Source organism: Rhodococcus sp. 27YEA6, from assembly GCF_044908235.1.
Classification (GTDB): domain Bacteria; phylum Actinomycetota; class Actinomycetes; order Mycobacteriales; family Mycobacteriaceae; genus Rhodococcus_F; species Rhodococcus_F qingshengii.
Genome location: NZ_JBIYCY010000001.1, coordinates 967,159 through 987,848, shown reverse-complemented (window position 1 = coordinate 987,848; position 20,690 = coordinate 967,159). Strand labels below are relative to the sequence as shown.

Genomic DNA, 20,690 nt, shown 5'->3' with positions numbered 1-20,690 from the left:
CCGTGCGCACCTCGACAACACTTGCCGCCTACGCCGTAGGGCTGGTCGCCGTCTTCGGCGCCGCCCTCGGCGTGGGGGCCGCAATCGGAAGCCCGATAGACATGTCCACCACCCAGCACAGCACCCACGAATCAACCACAGAATCGATGCCAGGCATGGATTCGGCAACACCTGCAGGACTCGAAGTCTCTTCCGGCGGATACACACTCACCGATGTGACCGCACCCGGTCGAGCTGGGGAGCCGGGAACCTTGACCTTCCGGATTCTCGACGACACCAACACGCCCGTCGTCGATTTCGACCTCCTGCACGAGAAGAAACTCCACCTCATTGTCGTCCGAAACGACACCAGCGAATTCCGCCACGTACATCCGTCCCTCGCTGCAGACGGCACCTGGTCGATCGACTGGGCCTGGCCCGCCGCCGGCACCTACCGAGTCTTCGCGGACTTCGATCCCACCGACGGCACCCAACTGACACTCGGCCGAAACTTCGACGTGGCAGGCGAATTCACTCCTGCGCCGCTACCTGCGAAGAGCGCGACCGCAACCGTCGACGGATACACCGTGACTCTCGACGGTGATCTGACCACTGCCGGCGGCCCGATCACGCTGAGCGTTGCTCGCGACGGAGCCCCGGTCACCGATCTCGATCCGTACCTCGGTGCCTTCGGTCACCTCGTTGCCCTGCGCACCGGCGACCTCGCCTACCTGCACGTGCACCCCGAAGGCGAGCCAGGCGACGGCGTCACAGCTCCTGGTCCGGACATTTCCTTCCACGCACAGGCACCGAGCGAAGGCACATACCGGCTGTTCCTCGACTTCCAGCACGAGGGCGTGGTTCGGACCGCCGAATTCACTGTTGATGCAGGCATTTCCACAGCTTCAGTTCCAGACAATCACGAGGGAGGGCACTGATGACGTCACCGACTGCGGTCGACAATGCTGCCAACTCGAGCAGCGTCGAACTCGCGATCACCGGGATGACCTGCGCCTCCTGCGCGTCACGAATCGAGAAGAAGCTCAACAAGATCGACGGCGTCACAGCCACCGTCAACTACGCGACGGAGAAGGCCAAGGTCACCTTCCCGGACGGGGTACCCGTCGAAGATCTGGTCACTGCCGTCGAGAACGCCGGTTATTCCGCCGCGCTCCCCAAGCCGCCCAGCGCGCCGGACACCGTCGACCCGGATGCGGAAACCCCGCAGGATCGTGATCTGCGCGAGCTCCGTACTCGCCTGATCATCTCGACTCTTCTCTCTGTGCCGGTCATCGCTATGGCGATGATTCCTGCGCTGCAGTTCGACAACTGGCAATGGCTCTCCCTCACACTGGCCGCACCGGTCATCGTGTGGGCGGCCCTCCCCTTCCACCGGGCTGCCTGGGTGAACCTGCGTCACGGCGCGGCCACGATGGACACGCTAATTTCGCTGGGCACCATCTCGGCCTTCGTCTGGTCGCTCTACGCACTGTTCTTCGGCACTGCGGGCGAAGCCGGTATGAAGCACGCCTTCCGGCTGACGGTCGACCGGATGGACGGCAGCGCCAACATCTACCTCGAAGTTGCCGCGGGCGTCATCACGTTCGTGCTGGCCGGACGCTACTTCGAGCACAAGTCCAAGCGCACGTCCGGCGCCGCACTACGCGCACTCATGGAACTCGGTGCGAAAGACGTCGCGGTATTGCGCAACGGCGTCGAAGTACGAATCCCCGCCGAAGAACTGGCAGCGGGCGACTCCTTCATCGTCCGGCCCGGCGAGAAGATCGCCACCGACGGCATCATCACCGAGGGCCGCTCAGCCGTCGACATGAGCATGTTGACCGGCGAATCCGTGCCGGAGGAAGTCGGTGTCGGGGACACTGTCGTCGGCGCCACCGTTAACGTCGGTGGAACCTTGACCGTCGAGGCCACCCGGGTCGGGAGCGACACCCAACTCGCCCAGATGGCGGCACTGGTCGAAGACGCACAGAACGGCAAGGCCGAAGTTCAGCGCCTCGCCGATCGGATCGCCGGTATCTTCGTGCCGGTCGTCATCGCGATTGCCGTTGCGACACTGGGCTACTGGCTCGGTACCGGCAACCCCATCGAGATGGCGTTCACCGCTGCGGTCGCCGTGCTGATCATCGCGTGCCCCTGTGCTCTCGGATTGGCAACGCCCACAGCTCTGTTGGTGGGCACGGGCCGCGGAGCCCAGATGGGAATCCTCATCAAGGGACCCGAGGTGCTCGAATCGACGCGCGCAGTCGACACCGTCGTGCTCGACAAGACGGGAACCGTCACCACCGGTCAGATGACATTGCTGGACACCGTGGTGGGCGAAGGAACAACCGTCGACGAGGTCCTTCGGCTGGCCGGCGCACTCGAACATCGCTCCGAGCACCCCATCGCCGCAGCGATCGCGAAGGGTGCGACCGAAGCCGTGGGCGAATTGCCTACGGTCGAGGATTTCGTGAACGTCGCCGGGCGCGGCGTGCAGGGAATGGTCGACGGTCACGCCGTCGTCGCGGGCCGAGACGCGCTGCTCGCCGACTGGTCGATGCCGTTGCCGGAAAATCTCCGCGAGGCGAAGGCTGCAGCAGAGAAGGCCGGGCGCACCGCAATCGCGGTGGGCTGGGACGGCAAGGCGCACGGCATCCTCGTGATCGCCGACGCGGTCAAGGACACGAGCGCCGAAGCAATCGCGCAGTTGAAAGCACTCGGCCTCGAACCGGTTCTGCTGACCGGTGACAACGCCACCGTTGCTCGCACTGTCGCGGATCAGGTCGGGATCAGCACCGTCTTCGCCGAGGTCATGCCTGCGGACAAGGTCGACGCCGTCAAGAAACTGCAAGCGGAAGGACGCGTCGTGGCCATGGTCGGCGACGGCGTGAACGACGCGGCAGCCCTGGCTCAGGCCGATCTCGGCCTGGCGATGGGCACGGGTACTGACGTTGCGATCGAGGCCAGCGACATCACTCTGGTGCGAGGTGACCTGCGGTCGGCAGCCGATGCAATTCGACTGTCCCGCAAGACGCTCAAGACCATCAAGGGCAACCTGTTCTGGGCATTCGCCTACAACACGGCTGCGATCCCGCTGGCTGCGGCCGGCCTGCTCAACCCGATGCTCGCCGGTGCCGCAATGGCATTCAGCAGTGTGTTCGTGGTGAGCAACAGCCTGAGGTTGCGGCGGTTCAAATAAGGGGGCAAGCCCCTGTGCGCGGTTAGGGAGTCCCTGCACTCCTTAACCGCGCACGGGGCTATTCGCCTCCAGCCAGCCGAACGAAGGCTGCTGCGTCGAGCATCTCACCACGCGTCTGTGGCTCGATGCCGGCAGCGAGGAGCCGTCGTTCGGCCTCGGCAGGCGAACCTGCCCAACCGCTGAGCGCGGCACGCAAAGTCTTGCGGCGCTGCGCGAATGCGGCGTCGATCGCCGCAAAAACCTGCTTGCGGTGCTTCTCGTCCATCGGCCACGGCGGCTCCGCATACCGGTCGATACGAACCAGACCTGATTCCACCTTCGGCACCGGCCAGAACACGTTGCGTCCGACGGCACCGGCGCGGCGAACCTCGCCGAAGAAGTTGGCCTTGACGCTGGGAACGCCGTAGATCTTGCTTCCCGGATCAGCCGCCAGGCGGTCGGCAACCTCGGCTTGCACCATCACGAGTGCGGTCCGCAGACTCGGAAGCGACGCGAACAGGTGCAACAGCACCGGCACCGCGACGTTGTACGGCAGGTTCGCGACAAGCGCGGTCGGCTCGCCGGGAATCTGCGAAGGCAGCACACGCATCGCGTCGGCTTCGACGACGGTCAGGCGATCGGCCAGTTCCGGCGCTCGCTCGGCCACCGTCTTCGGCAGGCGAGCCGCGAGGTTGGGATCGATCTCGACCGCGATGACCCGATCGACCACGTCCATCAGCGCCATCGTCAGCGAACCGAGACCAGGCCCTACCTCGAGAACGACGTCGTCACGTGTCACGCCTGCCGTGGTGACGATGCGCCTCACGGTATTGGCGTCGTGAACGAAGTTCTGCCCCAACTGTTTCGTGGGCCGGACACCGAATTCCTCGGCAAGAGCGCGCACCTCGACCGGACCGAGCAGGGCTGCCTGCCCGCGCGGAGTAGCGATGGGTTCGTTCGATTGTTCGGCGTCTGACACCAGTAGAACTTATCCCAGTCCGAGGCGACCCGAGCACGACGGCCATGCGCCCCAGCCCTGAGTGCGCTGGGTCTGTGTCGCAATCGCGATCTGTTCTTCACGGGTGGCGAGGTCGGCGCGGGGCGCATACTTCAACCCGCCCTGTCGTTCCCAGGTGTTCTGATCGAACTGCACGCCGCCGTAGAAACCGTTGCCGGTGTTGATGGCCCAGTTACCGGTGGCCTCGCACTGTGCGAGCGCATCCCACGTCGAACCGTTCTCCACGGGCGGCACCTCGGTGCCCGGCTTCGTTCCGACACGCACGACCTTCGGCTGCGCCGGTGTGGTGATCGTCTCCGCGACCTGGGTACGTCCGGCTTCGACACCGTTGACGAGATTCACGGCGAACGTCACGTCACGCACGCCGGGCACGCCCGGGTTCTCGACGATCGTGCGGCTCTGGTTCATCGTCGGATCCTCGATGCGCTGATCCGGCGGATCGAGCGGCAAGGTCTCGACCTTGCTCTCGGTGCGGTTGCGCGTCACCGTGACCTCCAGGCCCTCGGTCAGTGGAGCGTCGGCGGCGGGAACCACCGTGTCCGACTGCTCGAGCGGAGTGCCGTTGGCGGTAAGGAACTCCCCGACCGTCGGCGCCGCGATACGCACGTCTGCTGCCGCGTTTGCGCCGTCGACCAGTTTTGCGACGACCGGTGTCAGCACGTCGAGCGCGGCGCCGTCCAGCGGAAGACGCTGCGAGCGCGAAGCCGACACGTGCACATCCGCCGCGACGTCCAACTGCTTCAACGCGTCGTCGACGGTCAAGGCTGTGGTCCAGAGCTTCTGCGGCTGACCGTCGACCGTCAGCGTGATCTCACGGGCACGACGGAGCACCACGGTGTCGCCGTCGGACAGCGAAGCGTCGGCCGCGGGAGCAACTGCATCCTTGTCACCGATCGGGTAACCCGCGTCCTCGAGAGCGCCGTCGACGTTGGTCGACATGGTGCTCAGGCGAATCTGCTCACCGTCGACATCGAGAGTGATGGTCTTGTGCCGGACGACGGCCAGAACACCACCCACGAGAACCGTCAGGAGAAGAGCGGCGATCGCCGAGTACAACAACGGCGACCTGGTCGAGTTGATTTTGGCGAACGGTGACATCGGTTCCTGTGTTCTGTGAGGTGTGAGCGCGTCAGCGCAGGCCCAATTTGCTGGTGCAGGACGGCCAAGCACCCCAGCCCTGACCGGCGCGGACCTTCTCGCCGATCGCGATCTGCTGTTCACGTGATGCGAGGTCGGCGCGAGCTGCGTACTGACCGCCGCCGAATGCTTCCCAGGTGCTCTGGGTGAACTGAAGTCCTCCGTAGAAACCGTTGCCGGTGTTGATGGCCCAGTTTCCGGTCGCCTCGCACTGAGCAATGGCATCCCACGTCGACGCGTTGGACACAGCGGGAGCGGAAGCCTGCTTGGTACCGACCTTCACCACTGCTGCGACCGGTTCCTTGATCACGGTCGCGGACAGTTCGGTTCGTCCGGCCTCGACGCCGTTGACGGTCTTGACCTCGACGGTGGCCGTGCGCTCACCCGGAACACCCGGGTTCTCGACGACGGTCTTGTCCTTCTCCAGCTCGGGATCCTCGACCTTGTTCTCCGGCGGCGCGATCGGCTGCGTCTCGACGCGAGTGTCCGTGCGGTCGCGAGTGACCTGGATGGTCAGGCCGTTGGTAACGGGTGTCTCGGCGGTGGGAACCACCGAGTCGGCCTGCTCGAGCGGCGTATTCTTGGCCGCGAGAAGATCGCCGACGGTCACGGCGGCGAGCTTGACCTCCGCCGCGGGAGCGCCACCGTCGCTGACGCTGACGGTCTTCGGGCTGACGACGTCGAGCTCGGTCCGTTCGAGCGGCAGACGATGCGAGCGCGAAGCCGAGACTGCGAAGTCGTCGGAAACATCTACCTGCTTCAATGCCTCGTCGACCGTCAATGCGGTGGTCCAGATGGTGGTCGGCTGACCGTCGACGGTCAGAGCCAACTCACGGGCACGGCGTAGTACGACGGTATCGCCATCGGACAGGGAGGAATCGGCACTGGGTGCGAGCGCGTCCTTGGGATCGACCGGGTATCCGGCGTCCTCGAGAGCGGTACCGACGCTGCTCGACATCGTGGACAGCGAAATCATGTCGCCGTCGACGTCGAGGGTGATCGTCTTGTGCCGAACCACGGCGAGCGCACCCCCGACGATGAGCGTCAGAAGCAACGCACCCACCACTGAATAGAGAAGTGGTGACTTCGTGGAGTTGATCTTGGCAAAAGGCGACACAGGAAATCCCAAGGCAGACGACGTTCGATCACAATACGGTAACGACCGAGCGTTGTATCGGCAACCAAATCACAACGAAATGCGACTTTTGTCACGGAACGGCAACGGCGTGTCGTGTGTTCTACACTTTCCGGCTCCGATACCCGTGTATCGATTCAGCTCTGGGCGCAGTATGTTCTCGTCTGGTTCAAAGCAGTCCGGCGATCCCGGGCGCGACAGAAGAAAGCTGGGCGATAGTGCGAAGAAGATTCGACAGACCACGTAATGCCAGGTGGCCGATCCTGGCCATCCTGCTGGCGCTGATCGCAGCGCTGTTCGCCCCCGGAATCGCGAGCGCGCAACCCGGCCGCACCTACACGATCGCCACCGATCTGACATTCGCCCCGTTCGAATTCGAGAACGAAGACGGCAAACTCGTCGGCATCGACATCGACCTGCTCAATGCGATCGCCGAGGACCAAGGCTTCAAGGTCGACATCAAGCAGCTCGGCTTCGACGCGGCCCTTCAGGCCGTGCAGGCCGGGCAGGCGGACGGCGTCATCGCGGGCATGTCCATCACCGACGCCCGCAAGCAGGTGTTCGACTTCTCCGACCCGTACTTCGAGTCGGGCGTGCAGATGGCGGTCCTCGAGACCGACAACGACGTGAAGTCGTACGAGGATCTGAGGGGCAAGCGCGTCGCCGTCAAGAACGGCACCGAGGGCGCCAGCTTCGCCGAGTCCATCAAGGACCAATACGGCTTCACCACAGTCTATTTCGCCGACTCCGCCAGCATGTACGACGAGGTCCGCACCGGGAACTCCGTCGCAGTCTTCGACGACTACCCCGTCCTCGCCTACGGCATCACACAGGGCAACGGCCTCAAGACGGTCACCGAAAAAGAGGTGGGCGCGAGCTACGGCTTCGCAGTCAACAAGGGCCAGAACGCCGAACTGCTCCAGATGTTCAACGCCGGACTGCAGAACCTGCGCGACGACGGCCAGTACGACGAAATCGTCTCGACCTACCTCGGTCAGGGCGCGTCGACGTCGGACAACTCCATCATCGGCTTGATCAAGAGCACCTACCCGCAGCTTCTCAAGGGCCTGTGGTTGACGATCGTTCTCTCCGTCGTCTCGATCGCGATCGCTCTGGTCCTAGGCGCGATCTTCGGTCTCTGCCGCGTGTCCACCAACATGTTCGTCCGAGGTATAGGCACAACCTACGTCGACATCTTCCGCGGCACACCGCTGTTGGTGCAGGCATTCTTCATCTACTTCGGCATCCCGGCAGCCCTGCATTTCCAGATGTCCGCCTTCACCGCAGGCATCATCACGCTCTCGCTCAACGCCGGCGCGTACATGGCTGAAATCGTCCGCGGCGGCATCCTGTCCGTCGACAAGGGACAGATGGAGGCGTCACGAAGCCTGGGCATCAGCTACATGAAGTCGATGCGAAAAGTCATCATGCCGCAGGCAATTCGCACGATGATCCCGTCGTACATCAACCAGTTCGTGATCACCCTCAAGGACACGTCGATCCTGTCGGTCATCGGACTCGCCGAGCTCACTCAGACAGGGCGCATCATCATCGCGCGCAACTTCCAGTCGTTCAACATGTGGCTGATCATCGGCGTCATGTACTTCATCATCATCATGGCGCTCACCAAGCTGTCGAACCGCCTCGAGAAGAGGATCAACAAGTGACCGAAACAGCCGTCAACATGGGCAAGTCCGCCACCGAGGTCAAGATTTCGGTCAAGGGACTGAAGAAGTCGTTCGGCGACAACGAGGTCCTCAAGGGCCTGGACGTCGACATCAAGAGCGGTGAAGTGGTCTGCGTCATCGGGCCTTCCGGTTCCGGCAAGTCGACCTTCCTGCGTTGCCTCAACCGCCTCGAAGACATCACCGCCGGATCCGTGCGCGTCGACCAGTTCGACCTCACGAACAAGGATGTCGACATCGACAAGGTGCGCCAGCACATCGGGATGGTGTTCCAGCACTTCAACCTGTTCCCCCACATGAGCGTCGTCGAAAACGTGATGCTCGCTCCGGTGCAGACCGGGCGATCGACCAAGGAGCAGGCTCGCGAGATCGCCGTCAAACTGCTCGGCCAGGTCGGCCTCGCGGAGAAGGCAGATGCCAAGCCCGCCAGCCTGTCCGGTGGGCAGAAGCAGCGCGTTGCCATCGCCCGCGCACTCGCGATGAGTCCGGACATCATGCTCTTCGACGAGGCCACCAGCGCCCTCGACCCCGAAATGGTGGGTGAGGTTCTGCAGGTGCTGCGCGACCTCGCCAAGCAGGGCATGACCATGGTCGTCGTGACCCACGAGATGGGCTTCGCCCGTGAGGTTTCCGACCGAGTCATCTTCATGGCCGACGGATACATCGTCGAAGAAGGTAAGCCGGAGAGTCTGTTCGGCAACCCCCAGCAGCAGCGCACCCAGGACTTCCTGGCGAAGGTTCTCTAGGGGCAAGCCCCCTGTGCGCCTTTTTGGTAGTGGGGACTACCGGAAAGGCGCACGGGTGGTGGCCAATTCGACGACAACGGCCGTCTCCATCCAGCCACGACGACCGGCAACCAGCGACGACATGCCGCGAAAAGACCGTGGGACCTTCTCGACTCGAACGTGATCGGTGCTCCCAGGTACCAATACCCAGTGCCTGGGTTCTTGTTCGACAAACTCGCCGCGCTCGAGTCGGATCGAGAGAACGATCCCGGCCGTAGGTTCCACGTCGTCGGGATAGATTCCTCCATGAACCGTCCCGTCGAACCACAGCGACTCACGTGTGGGGTGCAAAGCCCACGCAGATTTTTCGCCGACCACCGGCAACGGTGCACAGCACTCGAATTCCCACGTTTCGATGCGGACTGTGACCACGTTGTAGTCATTCATCTGAATACTCCGCGCAGTAGACGAACCGGGACACGACCGTCCCGGGCGCGGAGTTACCTGTCAGACCACCATAGCGTCAGAGCTTGTAGACGCGCTCCGCTGTCGCCGTGGACGCTGCTGCCAGCGCCTGCGGATCCTCACCGCGGATGTCTGCGAGCGCGCGCACTGTGTACGGCAGGCAGTACGACTCGTTGGGCGCACCGCGGAACGGGTGCGGCGTCAAGAACGGCGCATCCGTCTCGACGATCAGTTGATCCGACGGCACCAACAGCGCGGCCTCACGCAGCGCCTTCGCATTCTTGAAACTCACGGTTCCCGAGAAACTCAACACGTAGCCCGCGTCGATGCACGCACGGGCCATCTCCGAATCCGAGGAGAAGCAATGGAACACCACGGTCTCCGGCGCGCCTTCCTCGTGCAGCACCCGCAGCAGGTCCTCATCGGCTTCGCGATTGTGAATCATCAGCGTCTTGCCGAGACGCTTCGCGAGGTCGATGTGCCACCGGAAACCGTCGACCTGCTCCTCGATGGTGGCGCACCCTTCGAGCTTGCCTGGCCAGTAGAGATCCAGCCCGGTCTCCCCCACCGCGACGACCCGCGGATCGGACGCCAACCGTTCTATCTCGGCTCTGGTGTCGACATCGAGGACGTTCGCCCTGGTCGGATGGATTGCGACGGCTGCGTAAACCCTCGAATCCCAGTTCGCAGCGTCGACGGCAAAGCGTGCGGCATCAAGGTCGTCGGCCACCGTGACGACCCGTCCGACGCCGACGGCTTCGGCCCGATCGACAATTTCGGCCACGGTCGCAGCGTCGTGCGCACCACAGGCGTCGAGGTGCGTATGTGCGTCGATCAGAGGCGACAAGGGCTCAGGGGCATCGGGGGCGGGACGGTCTTTGCTCACGCCCGATAGAGTAAGCCCACCATGACTGTGCCTGCCTCACCCTCCCAGACCCCGCGCCCGGACTCCGCTGCCCCGGAAGGCGCGGAACGATCGCCGTTCTACATCACGACAGCGATCGCGTATCCCAACGGCGCTCCGCACATCGGCCACGCGTACGAGTACATCTCCTCGGACGCGCTCGCCCGCTTCAAGCGGTTGGACGGTCATGAAGTGTTCTTCATGACCGGCACCGACGAGCACGGTCTGAAGATGCAGCAGACAGCGATCAAAGAGGGCATCGACGTCCGCGAACTCGCGGCTCGGAACTCCGACGTGTTCCAGAACCTCGACAAGGTCCTGAACATCTCGTACGACCGCTTCATCCGCACCACCGACGCCGACCATCAGGTCGCCAGCAAGGCGATCTGGGAAAAGATGGCTGCATCGGGCGACATCTACCTCGACACGTACTCGGGGTGGTATTCGGTTCGTGACGAGGCCTTCTACACCGAAGCCGAGACCACGCTTCTGGACGACGGCACCCGTCAGTCGACGGAGACCGGCACTCCGGTGGAGTGGACCGAGGAGTCCAACTACACCTTCCGTCTCTCGGCCTACGAGGACCGTTTGCTTGCTCTGTACGAAGAGCATCCCGAGTTCATTGCCCCCGCGACTCGTCGCAACGAGATCGTCAGCTTCGTCAAGGGCGGCCTCAAGGACCTGTCGATCTCGCGCACCACGTTCGACTGGGGCGTCGAGGTTCCCGGAGACCCCGACCACGTCATGTACGTCTGGGTCGACGCCCTCACCAACTACCTGACCGGCGTGGGTTACCCGAACGTCGACTCGGCGGAGTTCGAGAAGTTCTGGCCCGCGAGCCTGCACATCATCGGCAAGGACATCACGCGTTTCCATACCGTGTACTGGCCGGCGTTCCTCATGTCTGCCGGCATCGAACTGCCAGAGCGGGTCTTCGTCCACGGGTTCTTGTACAACAAGGGCGAGAAGATGTCGAAGTCGGTCGGCAACGTCGTCGACCCCATCGCGATGGTCGATCAGTACGGCCTAGACGCGGTCCGCTTCTTCCTGCTCCGCGAGATCTCGTACGGCCAGGACGGCAGCTACAGCCACGAAGCAATCGTGACGCGTATGAATGCAGACCTGTCCAATGAACTGGGCAACCTCGCGCAGCGTTCACTGACGATGGTCGCGAAGAACTGCGATGCCCAGGTACCGACCCCCGGCGAGTTCACCGAGGACGACCTGGCGATGCTGGCGTCGGCGGATGCCCTGCTTGCCAAGTGCCGCAGCGAGTTCGACGTGCAGGCGCTGCATCTCGCACTGGAAGCCATCTGGGGCGTTCTCGGCGAGACCAACCGGTACTTCTCCAAGCAGGAACCGTGGGTTCTGCGCAAGACGGATCCGGCACGCATGGCGACGGTTCTGTACGTGACGCTCGAAGTGGTCCGTATCGTCGGGCTTCTCGTTCAGCCGGTGATGCCCGACGCGGCGTCACGCATCCTCGATCTGCTTGGCCAGAGCGAAGAGAACCGGCAGTTCGCCGACATTGCGGTTCGCATCGACGCGAACCGGAAACTGCCTGCTCCGGCGCCAGTTTTCCCCCGCTTCGTCGAGGAATGAGCTAAGCGAGAGTGCCGCACGTGGGGTCCGAAATATCCGCCTACCGGCGGATGTGTCGGACCCGACGTGCACACTCCAGCCATGACCACGAATAGAACATACATTCGAACCAGCGCTTCGGCGCAGACACTGCCATGGAACGGAGCACGGGTGTCCACTCAGGAGGTCAGCCCTCAATCCGTTTCCGCGGTGCGAGATCTCGTTTCCGAACTGTCCGCGGCGTACGACCGCGGATGGCAGCCGGCGGATCTGATTCACCTGGCGCGTCGAAGTAAAGAAGCGTCCGACGCCGATCTCGCCGCCACCACCATCCTGTTCGACGCGAAGGCGTCGCGCGCCTCCGATCGCGCTCCGCTCGAATGGGTGGGGCAGTTGCAGACGATCGGCGAGCAGTATCCGAAGTCTCGGCACATCGCTTCTCGAATCACCGTGGACGACGACGTTTTTCGCTCCCTCGCGGCCGGCCTTCTGTTCCAGGATCCCTACTTCCTCGTTTCGCAGATCGTCGACGTCGCGCGATCGTGGATGCGCCTACCTCAGTGGACGGTGTTGCTCGCGCCACCATCCACCTGGCCGTCGCAACGCACCGATACCAGCTATGCCGGCGTCGGCGATACCGAGGTCGACGCCAAGGTACTCAAGCGAATTCGTGGACTACTCGCCAAAGCGGAAGCAACCAACTTCGCGGAAGAAGCCGAGATTTTCACCGCGAAGGCCCAGGAGTTGATGACCCGGTACGCCATCGACTCCGCACTGCTCCACAGTCGCGCCGGGGTCACCGACACATCCGTCAATGCCCGACGCATTCACATCGAGAACCCGTACGTGAAGGAAAAGGTTCACCTCCTGACCGAGATCGGCGAATCGAATCGAGTCAGGACTGTCTGGTTCAGCGACATTGCACTCGCGACCGTCGTCGGCACTCCGGTCGACCTTCAGCAAGTCGACATGCTGTTCACTTCCCTGCTCGTACAGGCAACCCGTGCAATGCAATTCGCCGACTCGAGCAATCGTGGCGGCTCACGCACCACCTCGTTCCGCAAGGGATTCCTGGCCGGGTTCGCCAGCCGCATCGGACACCGCCTGCGTGACGCCGGCACCAAAGCCACCGCCGAAGCGGCCGACGCGGCATCGATGGACGTCGCGGATCTTCTGCCGATCCTCGCCACCACATCCGAGGCCGTCGACGCCGAATTCGATCGATTGTTCCCGACAACCCGTAAGACTCGCGGACGGTCCGTGGACGCCGAAGGCTGGCACGCCGGCCAGGCTGCAGCCGACGACGCCAACCTGCGTCCCGGCACACCCGCCGTGAACCGCTCCCGCTAGTCCTTGCGCGCAGCCAGGACCGTCTCGTACAACTCACGCTTGGAGACTCCGGCCGTTGCGACCAGAGCACACGCGTCCTTCAATCGTGCTCCCCCCTCGACCAGCCTTTCCACCTCGTCGACCAGATCGGCAGGATCAGATGCCACCAGCACTGCGCCTTCGAGCACCACCGTGATCTCACCGCGAACGCCCTCGGCGGCCCAAGCAGCTAACTCCCCGAGAGTGCCGCGCTTCACTTCCTCGTAGGTCTTGGTCAATTCCCGGCACACAGCCGCGCGGCGATTCGGCCCGAGCACTTCCACCGCATCTGCGAGGCAGTCGGCAAGGCGATGAGGCGCTTCGAAGAACACACACGCTCGCTGCTCGGTTGCCAAGGCAGAGAGCCACGTCTTGCGCTGCCCCTGCTTACGCGGCGGGAACCCGTCGAAGCAGAACCGCTCGACGGGCAATCCGGAGAGTGCCAGCGCCGTCGTCACCGCCGACGGACCGGGCAAGCACGTGACGGCGAGGTTCTCGGCTACGCAGGCGGCGACAAGGCGATATCCGGGATCGCTGACCGACGGCATGCCCGCGTCCGTGACCAGCAGGACGGTCTTGCCTTCGGCGACGTCGGCGACCAGCGCGGGCAGCCGGGAAATCTCGACCTGATCGTAGAAACTGACGATCTTCCCGGTGATGGTTACCTCGAGCGCGGACGCCAGAGACTTGGTGCGTCGTGTGTCCTCCGCAGCAACGACGTCGGCGGTTGCGAGAGCAGACCGAAGACGCGGAGACGCGTCACCGACATCTCCCATGGGTGTTGCGGCGAGTACCAAGCGACCAGTCATACCTGACAGCCTACGATTGCCAGGTGACTGTGCAGACGGACGAGCGGCCAACGCCCGCCACGAGCGATCGGGTAATGCGTAGTCCCGGCCCGCTGGTACCGGATCCTGATTTCGGCCCGACCGACAGATTGCGCGGCTGGATCGTCACCGCTTTCGTCACCGCTATCGCGGCGATCACACGCTTCACGATGCTCGCCTACCCGACCGACGCCGGCACACCTGTCTTCGACGAGAAGCACTACGTTCCGCAGGGCTGGCAAGTTCTGACCGGTGGCGGCATCGAAGACAATCCCGGTTACGGATTGGTGGTACACCCGCCCATCGGTAAGCAGATGATCGCGATCGGCGAAGCACTCTTCGGTTACAACGGTTGGGGGTGGCGATTCTCGTCGGCCCTGGTCGGGACACTGATGGTCTTGCTGATCATCCGGATCGTGCGCCGCATGACGCGCTCCACGCTGATCGGCGCGATTGCCGGAATCCTGCTCATCGTCGACGGCGTCACCTTCGTCTCCTCACGCCTGGGGATGCTCGACATCTTCCTGGCTTTCTTCGTCCTCGCTGCTCTCGGATGCCTGGTGGTCGATCGCGACCAAGTCCGCGAACGGATGGCGAAGGTATACGAAGAGGGCCGAATCGGCGACTCTGCCTGGGGTCCGCGGCTGGGTTTCCGGTGGTGGAGGTTCGGCGCCGGCATCCTGCTCGGCCTGGCCTGCGGAACCAAGTGGTCCGGCATGTACTTCATTCTGTTCTTCGGATTGCTCAGTGTTGCCTTCGACCTGTCAGCGCGCCGCGCCTACCGCGTGCAGCGCCCATGGGTCGGCACTGCAGTTCGCGACATCGGGCCGGCTCTGTATGCGTTGGTGATCATTCCGCTCGGTGTGTACCTCGCGAGCTACTGGGCCTGGTTCACCAGCGAGACCGGCGTCGACCGTCACGCCGTCGGTAACGAGATCGGTGAGGGCGGCACATGGAGCTTCATTCCCTCCGCGCTGCGCTCACTCTGGTACTACAGCGGCAACGTTCTCCAGTTCCACGCCGGTCTGACCAACTCCGCCGGAAACCACCACCCGTGGGAGTCGAAACCGTGGACGTGGCCGATGGGGCTACGACCGATGCTCTACTACTACGCCGACGGCGAGCAGGTCACCGGTTGCGGGGCCGCCAGCTGCGTCAAGGCCGTGATGCTGATCGGCACACCGGCGATGTGGTGGCTGGCCCTACCGATGTTGGCGTGGGCGATCTGGCAGACGTTCGTGCGCAGGGACTGGCGATACGCCGTGGTCCTGACGGGCTACGGTGCCGCTTACCTCCCGTGGTTCGCGACGCTCGACCGCCAGATGTACTACTTCTACGCAGTTGCACTCGCCCCGTTCATGGTCATGGGATTTGCGCTGGTCCTCGGCGATGTACTGGGCAAGGCGAGCGCGTCCGTCGAGCGTCGTACCACCGGACTTCTGGCAGTCAGTCTGTACATCGGTCTGGTCGTGGCCAACTTCGTCTACCTCTGGCCGATACTCACCGCCATGCCGATCACGCCGGAATCGTGGCAGAACCATCTGTGGTTGCCCAGCTGGAAATAACCGGACGACAAAGGGGCACCGAACCGCAGTTCGGTGCCCCTTCACAGTTCAAGTCCTACTCCGCTCAAGTCCTACTCCACTGACTTACCCACACGGCGTCCTCGGCGCGGGCGTAGGAGAGCACGTTTCTGCTCCTTCGCCGCAATGATGATCGGGTCGTGCGAAAGATCCTTGTACAGCGAGAAGCACAGTCCGATCATGACCAGCACGAACGGCGCCGCAGCGATGATCGTCATGGTCTGCAAGCCGTCGAGCGCTTCGGAACCACCGGTCCACAGCAGAAGCGCCGCGACGCCACCGGTCAACATGCCCCAGAACACCACGACCCAGCGACTCGGTTCGAGCGTTCCGCGCTGCGAGAGCGTCCCCATCACCATCGACGCAGCGTCGGCGCCGGAGACGAAGAACACTGCGACGAGCAGCATGACGAGGACAGTCGTCACTCCGGCCAACGGCAGATTGTCGAGCATGCCGAACAGTTGAGCCTCTTCCGAGCCTCGGCCGGACAAGCCGATTCCGTCGCGTTCCTCGCCGATGCCTGCGCCGCCGAAGATCGCGAACCAGAGCAAGCTGACAGTCGTGGGAACGGCGATGACGCCGACGATGAACTGGCGGATCGTGCGGCCGCGGCTGATGCGGGCCAGGAACATGCCGACGAACGGCGTCCACGACACCCACCATGCCCAGTAGAAGATCGTCCACGACGAAAGCCACGCGCCGGTTTCAGGATTCGACGATGCACCCGTGCGGGCCGACATCTGGGCGAGGTCGGAAACGTATGCACCAATGGTCGTCGGGAGCAGATTGAGAATCAGTACGGTCGGCCCGAGAACGAACACGAACAGGGCCAAGATCAGCGCGAGCACCATGTTGATGTTGGAGAGCCACTGAATTCCCTTGGCCACACCGGAAACTGCCGAAGCGACGAACGCCAGGGTCAGCACCGCAACGATGGCCACGAGCAGGAATACGCCGGCTTCTTCCATCCAGCCGACTACCTCGAAACCGGAGCCGATCTGAAGTGCGCCGAGCCCCAAAGATGCTGCGGTGCCGAAAAGCGTCGCAAAGATTGCCAGGATGTCGATGACCTTGCCGATCGGCCCTTCGGCTTTGCGACCGAGCAACGGGATGAAGGCCGAACTGAACAGTTGCTTGCGTCCTCGGCGATACGACCCGTACGCAATGGCAAGGCCCACAACGGCATACATCGCCCAAGGATGAAGACCCCAGTGAAACATGGTGGTAGCCATGGCAGTTCCGACGCCACCGTCGGTGCCGGGAGGCGGAGTCACGTAGTGCGCAAGCGGTTCCGCGACACCGAAGAACATCAGGCCGATGCCCATGCCGGCGCTGAACATCATGGCGATCCAGCTGACGGTTCGGAACTCGGGCTTCTCACCGTCTTTGCCCAGCGGAATGTCGCCGAATCGACTGACAGCGAGGTAGATGGAAAACAGCACGAAAGCCGAAGCTGCGAGTACGAAGAGCCAGCCGATGTTCGTCACCAACCAGCCGAGAACACTTCCGGTTACCGAGTTCAGGTTGTCGGGAGCTACGAGACCCCACACGACAATAGCCAGCACCGCTGCGGCCGCCACGGAAAACACCACGTAGTCGGTCCGAACGCCTACCCGAGTAAAGCCCGTCTCCGGGCGCTCTTCGTTGGCCCCGGAATCTTGTTCGGATCGATCAGATTTCGTCACCATAGATGACTACGTTCGTCACTTTGTGGGCCAAAAGCAAGCTGGAAGGCGGGCTCAACAGCCGTTGAACCCGCCTTCTCACCCCGATCAAGCTGGGGTTTTAACCCAACCGTTGCCCTTGCCGATCAATCCGTCGATGCTGATGCGTCCTGCGCCGATAACAGCGATCAAGAGCGAACCGACACCGAGTGCGACGACGAGTTCATAGCCGCCGTTGTCTATGAAGACGCCCTTGTCGGCGTGCACGATGAAGAACGCGCCGACCATGTCGAGGAACAGCAGTGCGCCGACGAGCGGGGTCAGCAGACCCGCGATGAGCAGGATGCCGCCACCGAGTTCGATGGATGCTGCCAGAACTGCAGAAATCTTGGGGAGCGGGGCGCCCATCCCTTCGAATGCGGCCTGCGTTCCGGCGATCTTGTAGGTGAAGAACTTCTGCCAACCGTGGGCGATGAAGATGATCCCGAGGCCGACACGGGCGATGAGGAGTCCGAGGTCACGAGCAATCGACGAATTCATGAGCCAAGACTGACAGCTTTAAGTTGAAGCGTCAACTTAATCAATGTGTCACGCACCTCTCAATGCCGACTCCACCATGGCGACGATCTCAGTGTCGGAGTACCCGAGCGAGCGGACCTTATGCGCAAACGCGGTCGCCGCCTGCTCCGCCTGCGCCTGCACCGGATCGGTCCCCGAAGCGATGAACGTCCCTTGCTTTCCCCTCGTCTCGATCACGCCCTGATCGCTGAGCGCGCGATAAGCCTTCGCGACGGTGTTGGCCGCCAATCCCAGCTCCGAGGCCAATGCACGCACCGTCGGGATCTTGGTTCCCGCAATCAATCCGCCGCCGTGAACCTGCTCGATAATCTGTTGCCGCAGTTGGTCGTACGGAGCTGTGGAGGAATCGTGTTCGATAGCGATCTTCATCGTCACCCTCGTCGTATCTTCTCGGTCACAGCATCTTCTCTCTCACAAACCCTCGATCGCTTCGCGGATCGTATGCGGGCCGGAGGTCAGAACCAATATCTTGCCGACACTGGACGGCGCGTCGATGAGCGCTTCGATCACTGCGGCGACATCTGCACGAGGCACAGAGCCTCGATCGACGGGTGGCTCTGCAAGAAGGACTTCACCGGTGGGGTCGTCGTCTGTCAGAAGGCCTGGCCGAAGAATCGTCCAATCCAGCGAAGTCCTTGTCTTCAGGTCTTCCTCTGCTGCAGTCTTCGCCCGCAGGTAGGCGGCAAAAACCTCGTCGGTGTTCTCCGGTATTTCGTCACCAGCACCCATGGCGCTGATCTGTATGAACCGACGCACTCCCGCTTTCTCGGCGGCATCGGCCAACAGCACCGCCGCAGCTCGGTCTACGGAGTCCTTCCGCTCGATCGAGCTACCAGGTCCGGCGCCCGCGGCGAAGACCGCGACGTCGGCACCGTCGAGTACCTTCGCAACTTCCTCGACCGTGGAGGATTCCAGATCGATCACCACGGGGAACGCGCCGAGTGTGCGGACCGCACCCTCGTGCGCGGAGTTGCGGATCAACGCTACCGGCCGATCACCATGTCCTGCCAGCAGGTACGTCAGGTGCTGCGCGATCTTGCCGTGCCCACCGGCAATGACCACGCGCCGTTCGTCCACACTTCGATGTTCCGTCATCGTTTTCTCCTCACAAGTCGGTACTTCAAGTGCAGCGCGCCGGAGGTGTCCGTTGTTCCCCTGTTTGTCCCACGAGTTCGGACACAGAGGCAGAATGACGGACATGGCATCTGCAACCATCTTCCACAATCAACGGTGCAACACGTCGCGGACTGTTCTCGGACTTATCCGCGACGCCGGCATCGAACCGACCATTGTGAAGTACCTCGATACTCCGCCTACCCGATCCGAGCTGGAAAAACTCCTCGCCGACGCCGGCCTCGAGCCCAGCCAAGCCGTTCGCAAGCGCGAAACGCAGTACAAGGAACTCGGGCTCGCCGATGCATCCGAATCCGAGATCCTCGACGCGATGATCGAGCACCCGATTCTGATCGAACGCCCGTTCGTGGTCACCGACAAAGGCACCGTCCTCGCGCGGCCTGCAGCCAAGGTGGAAGAAATTCTCTGACAGCGTCGACGGCTTACAGCGGATCGCGGGCGATCGGGCAGGACATGCACCGAGGACCACCTCGGCCGGACCCCAGTTCCGAACCCGCGATTCGCAAAACCTCGATACCCGAGGCCTCCAGCCTGGCGTTCGTTTCGACGTTGCGCTCGTAAGCGACGACGACGCCAGGCTCGACGGCGAGGGTGTTGTTTCCGTCGTCCCACTGCTCACGCTCGGCAGTCACCGTGTCGAGTCCGGTGTCGATCACACGCAGTTTTCCGATTCCCATGGCGTCGGCCGCCGCTTCGAGGAACGGCGTCGCACCGCGAATACTCACCCCGTCGTCTTCCTTGCGCAGAGTGAACGCCGCCAGGGTGTCCTGAATGGCCGGATACATGACGACCGCGTCGGCCTCGACCATGGTGCAGACCGTGTCGAGATGCATCGACGCTCGGCGTTGCTCGATCGGAACAACCAACACCGTGTGGGCGAGGCCGTCGTCGAACACGCTACGCGCCAATGCTTCTGCTCCGGCGGGTGACGTACGTTCACCGACACCGATTGCGATCACCCCCGGCGCGAGAAGCAGCACGTCACCTCCCTCGACAGGAGCCGTGTGCGACTCGTACGCGCGGCGCACGCCTTTGAATCGAGGGTGATGCGCGTAGACGAGATCCGTTATCGAGGATTCGCGAGCTCGCGCTGACAACGCCAAGGACGTGATGATGACCCGTGGCCCGACCCAGAACGACGAATCACGGGTGAAGAGCAAGTTGGGCAACGGGTCGATCACGAAGTCACCGCCGTGATGCATCCTGCGCACCAACGAGGTCGAGTCGGCATCGATCGGCAATTCGTCGAACGTCATTCCTGCAGTAAGGATCGACGAAAGCTCCTTCGGCTCCACCTTTCGCAGGTAGGCGGCCAGGTGTTGCCCGAGCGCGTGGCCGATCTTGCGTGCGTCGACGGCGGCCGCGATTCCCTGGATCCTCGCTGCGCCACTGACCTCGAGCGCCTCGGTGAGGAGATCGGACAAAAGCAGTACCTCGACGCCGCGCTCACGAAGGACGGTCGCAAACTGATCGTGTTCTTCCTGCGCGCGGTCCACCCACGGCAACGCGTCGAACAGCAGCTCGTCGTTGTTGCGCGGAGTCAATCGTTTCAACTCGTCGCCAGGACGATGAAGAATGACCGATCGCAATCGGCCCACCTCGGAATCGACACCGAGGGGGACGGAGCCAGAAGCGTTCATGAGTGAACACTAATCCCGTAGGCCCCACCCAGCAGGGATAAGCAGCTGTCGTACCGGCCCGCGTAACGTCTGATCCGACGCAGGCGAG

Annotated in this window: 19 protein-coding genes; 8 read left to right on the top strand and 11 right to left on the bottom strand. The window is 63.1% G+C overall.

All coding sequences use genetic code 11. The annotated features are described in order from the left end of the window. Positions 1–2 precede the first annotated feature (2 nt). Together ABH939_RS04895 and ABH939_RS04890 are read left to right on the top strand one after the other, a co-directional pair. Entirely contained in the window at positions 3–917 is a 915-nt protein-coding gene (locus tag ABH939_RS04895; RefSeq protein WP_054188799.1) for a hypothetical protein, read from the top strand. Then, on the top strand, positions 917–3,178 hold the full coding sequence (locus ABH939_RS04890; RefSeq protein ID WP_003946240.1) for a cation-translocating P-type ATPase: 2,262 nt from the start codon (positions 917–919) through the stop codon (positions 3,176–3,178). The genes ABH939_RS04895 and ABH939_RS04890 overlap by 1 nt, the downstream gene beginning before the upstream one ends. Positions 3,179–3,236: 58 nt before the next feature. On the opposite strand, the gene rsmA is transcribed toward ABH939_RS04890, so the two are convergent. Genes rsmA through ABH939_RS04875 form a run of 3 tightly spaced genes read right to left on the bottom strand, consistent with a single transcriptional unit; the run spans position 3,237 to position 6,429 of the window. Then, positions 3,237–4,136, bottom strand: a complete 900-nt coding sequence (rsmA, locus tag ABH939_RS04885) for a 16S rRNA (adenine(1518)-N(6)/adenine(1519)-N(6))-dimethyltransferase RsmA (protein ID WP_003946263.1) — start codon at positions 4,134–4,136, stop codon at positions 3,237–3,239. 9 nt (positions 4,137–4,145) lie between these two features. Continuing rightward, positions 4,146–5,273, bottom strand: a complete 1,128-nt coding sequence (locus tag ABH939_RS04880; RefSeq protein WP_064074037.1) for a resuscitation-promoting factor — start codon at positions 5,271–5,273, stop codon at positions 4,146–4,148. A 31-nt stretch (positions 5,274–5,304) separates the two neighbouring features. Beyond that, positions 5,305–6,429: a resuscitation-promoting factor gene (locus ABH939_RS04875; protein WP_063316774.1), complete on the bottom strand. Its 1,125-nt coding sequence runs from the start codon at positions 6,427–6,429 to the stop codon at positions 5,305–5,307. Positions 6,430–6,665: 236 nt separating this feature from the next. Here ABH939_RS04875 and ABH939_RS04870 point away from each other — a divergent pair, with 236 nt between their 5' ends. Both ABH939_RS04870 and ABH939_RS04865 read left to right on the top strand, forming a co-directional pair. Beyond that, the gene (locus ABH939_RS04870) at positions 6,666–8,114 is read left to right on the top strand and encodes an amino acid ABC transporter substrate-binding protein/permease (protein WP_003946214.1); all 1,449 of its coding nucleotides are present in this window, start codon (positions 6,666–6,668) and stop codon (positions 8,112–8,114) included. Then, positions 8,111–8,878: an amino acid ABC transporter ATP-binding protein gene (locus tag ABH939_RS04865; protein ID WP_003946239.1), complete on the top strand. Its 768-nt coding sequence runs from the start codon at positions 8,111–8,113 to the stop codon at positions 8,876–8,878. Before ABH939_RS04870 ends, ABH939_RS04865 begins: the two co-directional genes overlap by 4 nt. A 36-nt stretch (positions 8,879–8,914) precedes the next feature. Here the strand turns inward: ABH939_RS04865 and ABH939_RS04860 are convergent, their stop codons facing one another. Further along, positions 8,915–9,304, bottom strand: a complete 390-nt coding sequence (locus ABH939_RS04860) for a DUF6578 domain-containing protein (protein ID WP_165639595.1) — start codon at positions 9,302–9,304, stop codon at positions 8,915–8,917. A gap of 76 nt (positions 9,305–9,380) precedes the next feature. Beyond that, positions 9,381–10,208 carry a TatD family hydrolase gene (locus ABH939_RS04855; protein ID WP_030536315.1) on the bottom strand — a complete coding sequence of 276 codons (828 nt, stop codon included), beginning with the start codon at positions 10,206–10,208 and terminating at the stop codon, positions 9,381–9,383. A 21-nt stretch (positions 10,209–10,229) separates the two neighbouring features. On the opposite strand from ABH939_RS04855, the gene metG reads away from it, so the two are divergent. Both metG and ABH939_RS04845 read left to right on the top strand, forming a co-directional pair. After that, positions 10,230–11,828 (top strand): methionine--tRNA ligase, encoded by a 1,599-nt coding sequence (gene metG, locus ABH939_RS04850; RefSeq protein ID WP_003946248.1) that lies wholly within the window; start codon positions 10,230–10,232, stop codon positions 11,826–11,828. An 81-nt stretch (positions 11,829–11,909) separates the two neighbouring features. Further along, positions 11,910–13,157 (top strand): DUF2786 domain-containing protein, encoded by a 1,248-nt coding sequence (locus ABH939_RS04845; RefSeq protein ID WP_232329897.1) that lies wholly within the window; start codon positions 11,910–11,912, stop codon positions 13,155–13,157. On the opposite strand, the gene rsmI is transcribed toward ABH939_RS04845, so the two are convergent. Continuing rightward, on the bottom strand, positions 13,154–13,984 hold the full coding sequence (gene rsmI / locus ABH939_RS04840) for a 16S rRNA (cytidine(1402)-2'-O)-methyltransferase (protein WP_003946264.1): 831 nt from the start codon (positions 13,982–13,984) through the stop codon (positions 13,154–13,156). The genes ABH939_RS04845 and rsmI overlap by 4 nt on opposite strands. 74 nt (positions 13,985–14,058) lie before the next feature. Here rsmI and ABH939_RS04835 point away from each other — a divergent pair, with 74 nt between their 5' ends. Beyond that, complete coding sequence (locus tag ABH939_RS04835; protein WP_003946230.1) at positions 14,059–15,567, top strand: dolichyl-phosphate-mannose--protein mannosyltransferase; 1,509 nt, start codon at positions 14,059–14,061, stop codon at positions 15,565–15,567. A gap of 71 nt (positions 15,568–15,638) precedes the next feature. Here the strand turns inward: ABH939_RS04835 and ABH939_RS04830 are convergent, their stop codons facing one another. The 4 genes from ABH939_RS04830 to ABH939_RS04815 all read right to left on the bottom strand — a co-directional run bounded on the left by ABH939_RS04830 (position 15,639) and on the right by ABH939_RS04815 (position 18,923). Continuing rightward, positions 15,639–17,273 carry a BCCT family transporter gene (locus ABH939_RS04830; RefSeq protein WP_003946258.1) on the bottom strand — a complete coding sequence of 545 codons (1,635 nt, stop codon included), beginning with the start codon at positions 17,271–17,273 and terminating at the stop codon, positions 15,639–15,641. 84 nt (positions 17,274–17,357) lie between these two features. After that, positions 17,358–17,789: a DoxX family protein gene (locus ABH939_RS04825; RefSeq protein ID WP_003946228.1), complete on the bottom strand. Its 432-nt coding sequence runs from the start codon at positions 17,787–17,789 to the stop codon at positions 17,358–17,360. Between the two features lie 48 nt (positions 17,790–17,837). Next, positions 17,838–18,197, bottom strand: coding sequence for a GntR family transcriptional regulator (locus ABH939_RS04820; RefSeq protein WP_003946225.1), 360 nt, complete (start codon positions 18,195–18,197; stop codon positions 17,838–17,840). A 42-nt stretch (positions 18,198–18,239) separates the two neighbouring features. Beyond that, positions 18,240–18,923, bottom strand: a complete 684-nt coding sequence (locus ABH939_RS04815; RefSeq protein WP_003946268.1) for an SDR family oxidoreductase — start codon at positions 18,921–18,923, stop codon at positions 18,240–18,242. A gap of 94 nt (positions 18,924–19,017) precedes the next feature. Between ABH939_RS04815 and arsC the strand changes: the two genes are divergently transcribed. Further along, the gene (arsC, locus tag ABH939_RS04810; RefSeq protein ID WP_003946209.1) at positions 19,018–19,371 is read left to right on the top strand and encodes an arsenate reductase (glutaredoxin); all 354 of its coding nucleotides are present in this window, start codon (positions 19,018–19,020) and stop codon (positions 19,369–19,371) included. A 13-nt stretch (positions 19,372–19,384) separates the two neighbouring features. Here arsC and arcA read toward each other — a convergent pair whose 3' ends face one another. Beyond that, positions 19,385–20,602 carry an arginine deiminase gene (gene arcA, locus ABH939_RS04805; protein ID WP_003946210.1) on the bottom strand — a complete coding sequence of 406 codons (1,218 nt, stop codon included), beginning with the start codon at positions 20,600–20,602 and terminating at the stop codon, positions 19,385–19,387. Between the last annotated feature and the right edge of the window lie 88 nt (positions 20,603–20,690).